At 71.5% G+C, this 3,884-nt stretch carries 2 protein-coding genes; one reads left to right on the forward strand and one right to left on the reverse strand.

The features are described 5' to 3' along the window. Positions 1-1,369: glycosyltransferase family 2 protein (locus VJR25_RS06700; RefSeq protein ID WP_324113845.1), on the reverse strand; the 1,369-nt coding region annotated here is incomplete at its 3' end. 151 nt (positions 1,370-1,520) lie between these two features. Here VJR25_RS06700 and VJR25_RS06705 point away from each other — a divergent pair. Further along, positions 1,521-3,884: CDP-glycerol glycerophosphotransferase family protein (locus VJR25_RS06705; RefSeq protein WP_324113848.1), on the forward strand; the 2,364-nt coding region annotated here is incomplete at its 3' end.

The raw sequence follows: 3,884 nt of genomic DNA on the forward strand, positions 1-3,884 counted from the left end.
GACCGGGAACCGGCTTCCAGACGCGGACCTCGTCGGCCCGGGCGGGAATGGCGCCGCGCAACCCGCCGACCGTGATGCGGCGGTGACGGTCCCACTGCTGGGCCGGGCGATCCTCCCAGCGCCGCGGGACGTCCGGCCGCGGCACGCCGTCGACCAGCACCCGCGCACCGCGCGGGATCGTCGCATGCCACCGCTTCAGCACTTTCTGGCCGAAGTGGTCGGGCGCCGTGAGCTCTCCCTCGATGTCGAGCGGGTCGCCCGCGGCGTCGACGACGACGACGCTGGAGCCCGCGGCGATCGGCAGGTCGACCCCGCCGCCGGCGTCGTGGTACGCGGCCAGCCAGTCGGGCAGCGGGCGCCCGGCCAGCAGCTGCAGCAGCAGTCGGGCCTCGAGCGAGAGCGCCGATGCGTCGTAGCCGAACAGCACGTCCTCGCGCACGTACGTGGCGCACTCGCCGAGCGCCTGCAGCACCAGCGCCCCGTCGGCGTCCGACAGCGGCGGTGCGGCGGTCTCGGCGGCGACGTGGGCCGGCAGCAGCCACTGGCAGTCGTACAGGAACATCGACTGCAGCCAGTCGGGCACGCCGCCGTCGGCGGCCGCGCGCTCCAGAAGCGGCAGGTATCCGTCGTGGAACCGTCCGATGCTGCCGATCGGGTCCAGGCGCGCACGGTCCACGGCCGAGTCGGCCGTCGCGCGTCGCCGGTAGATGTAGTAGGTGTCGGCGGCGAGACCGAGCACCGGCTCCCCGCCGGCGCGCAGCAGGAAGTCCGCGACGAAGGTGGCGTCCTCGGAGGCGTGCAGTCCGAGCGGGAACTGCACGCCGAGCTCCTCGAGCTGACGGCGGCGGAAGAACGAGGATGCCGCGTTCATCTGGAAGTAGTCGGGGTACTGCCGCATCGAGACGATCCGGTTGCCCACCGCGAAGCGGAATTGCAGCGCGTGGACGTCCTGCACCGTGCCATCCGCGTCGTACAGGCGCAGCAGACGGGCCGCGACGAGGCTCACCCGGTCGCCGTGGCGCTGGATGAACCGCGCCGCGTTGCGGAAATACTTCGCGTCGAGCACGTCGTCCGAGTCGGGGAACGTGACCCAGTCCCCGGTCGCCGCGGCAAGACCGCGGTTGCGCGCCGCGCTCACCCCCGCGTTGGTCTGGCGGATGACCCGGCCGGATGCCCCGGTGTCGTCCAGCCACTCCCGGGCGAGTGCGGCGGAGCGATCCGGAGAGCCGTCGTCGACGAAGACGTACTCGATCTCGTAGTCCCCGGGCTCCTGTGCCGAGAAGCTCTGCAGCAGCTCCGGCACGTAGCGCTCGACGTCGTACAGGGGGACGACCGCACTGATCCGCACCGTCGCTGTGGCTCTGCCCATGGTCCCCCATGGTAGGCGGGCGCATCTTGGGAAACACCCGATCACGCACCGCCTCCCCGGGCCCTTCCAGGCCCGTCGAATAGACTCGGCGGTCAGGTCGCGGCGCGTCTCCCGCCGACCGGCCGCCCGACGAGAGAGAGCCGCCCGCCCGATGCCCAGCCTCCGCAGCATCCTTCGCCGCGTCAGCTTCCTGCACCGGTGGCGGTTCGCGCCCTACTCGGTCACCTACGGCATCCTGGCCCGTCTCATGCGCGTCAAGCCCGGCCGGATCGTGTTCCTGTCGGACTCGCGCGCCGACTACAGCGGCAACATCGAGTTCCTGCGGCGCGAGATCGTCCGGCAGGACCCGAATGCCGAGGTCGTCGGGCTGTTCAAGCCGAGCATGGCCCACCGTCGCCCGCTGCGGGACATCTTCCGGCTGCCGTGGATGGCCGCGACCGCGCAGACCATCGTGGTCGACGACTACTACCCGCTCATCTACTCGTTCAAGATCCGCCCGGAATCCCGCCTCCTGCAGGTGTGGCACGCCGCGGGCGCGTTCAAGCGGGTCGGCTGGAGCCGCGACGGCCTGCCCGGCGGCCCGGCGGCGGGGTCGCTCGCGCACAAGAACTACACCGACGTGACGGTGAGCAGCAGCTCGGTCCGGGCGAACTACGCCGAGGCGTTCGGCATCGACGTCGCGAGGGTGAAGCCCCTCGGCGTGCCCCGCACCGACGTGTTCTTCGACGACGACTTCGTGGCGCAGGCGAACCGCGACGTGCGGGCGCGCTACGGCATCGCCGACTCCACGCGAATCGTGCTGTACGCCCCCACCTTCCGCGGGCCCGGCCACCTCACCGCGGTGTTCGACTACGACTGCATCGACTGGGACGCCCTCACCGCGGAGCTCGGCGACGACTGGGTCGTCATGGTCAAGATGCATCCGTTCGTGAAGCCACTCGCGATCGCCCGGCCGGATGTCTCGAGCATCATCGACGTCACGACCGACCGCGAGATCACCCAGCTGCTCATGGCCGCCGACGTGCTCGTCGCGGACTACTCGTCGACCATCTTCGAGTACGCGCTGCTGAAGCGCCCGATCGTGTTCTTCTGCCCGGACCTCGAGCAGTACACCGCCGACCGCGACTTCTACTACCCGTTCGAGGACTACGTCACCGGGCCGCTGGTGAAGGATCCGGCGGAGCTTCCCGACGCGATCCGCTCCGCTCGGTACGACGGTGGCCAGGCCGCGTTCCGCGAGCGCTTCCTCGGCGCGTGCGACGGACACTCCAGCGAGCGCATCACCCGCGAGCTCATCCTCACCCCGCGCGAGACCGCCCGCCCGCAGGCGGCGGCGCCCGGCGGCGGCACCATCGCCCCGACGCAGGCGAGCCGGCTGATGGGCCTGCGCCTGGTCGTCGCGCACGCGGCGCGCATCGCGCTGAACCTCGCCTACCTGCCGTTGCGCGTGCTTCCGCGCCGCCGCAAGGTCGTGATGATCAGCCGCGAGCACGAGAACGTGCCCATCGACTTCCTCGACCTCGAGGCGGCCGTGCACCGCGCCGACCCGACCGTGAAGGTCGTGACCCTCGTGCGCATGGTGCCCCCCGGGTTCGTCGCGAAGCTCGGCTACGCGGTGCACATGCTCGAGCAGCTGTACCACGTGGCCACGGCGCGGGTGCTCGTCATCGACACGTACGCCATGGTGGCGAGCCTGCTGCGGCACGGGCGCGGGCTCACCGTCGTCCAGATCTGGCACGCGCTCGGCGCGTTCAAGAAGTTCGGGCTCAGCATCCTAGACCACCCCGAGGGCCGGGATGCCCGCCTCGCCGCGGCCCTGCGCATGCACCAGGGGTACGACGTCGTGCTCGCCAGCGGTGAGGCGTGCCGGGCACCCTACGCGGAGGCGTTCGGCGTGCCCGAGGACCACATCGCGATCCTGCCGCTCCCCCGCGTCGACCGCCTGCTCGACCCGGCGCAGGCCGAAGCCACGCGCACCGGGATCTACGACGTGCACCCGCACCTGCGGGATGCCCGCATCGCCGTGTACGCACCGACGTTCCGCATGGACGGCACGGTCGCGGTCGATCCCGTCACGCTGGCGGCCGCGCTGCGCGAGGCCGGCATCCACCTGGTCGTCAAGCTGCACCCGCTGATGCCGCGCGACTTCGGCCCGGACGTCGACACCGCCGTCGGATTCTCCACCCAGGACCTGCTCCAGGTCGCCGACCTCTTCATCACCGACTACTCCTCGGCGCTGTACGAGGCCGCCACGCTCGGCATCCCCACGTACTTCCTCGCACCGGACCTCGACGACTACATCGCCTCGCGCGATTTCTACCTCGACTACCGGCACGACCTGCCGGGGCCCATCGTGCGCGACATCGACGGCCTCATCGCCGCGATCGCCGGCGACGAGGCCACCGCCGAGTCGTCCCGGGCATTCGCGGACCGCTGGGTGCACGTGCCCGACGGTCCGGCGGCGAGCGCCTGCGCGGACGCGGTCGCGCAGCGCGTCGTCGCGGCTGCCGGCTCC

It is taken from the genome of Microbacterium sp. (assembly GCF_035277845.1).
Classification (GTDB): domain Bacteria; phylum Actinomycetota; class Actinomycetes; order Actinomycetales; family Microbacteriaceae; genus Microbacterium.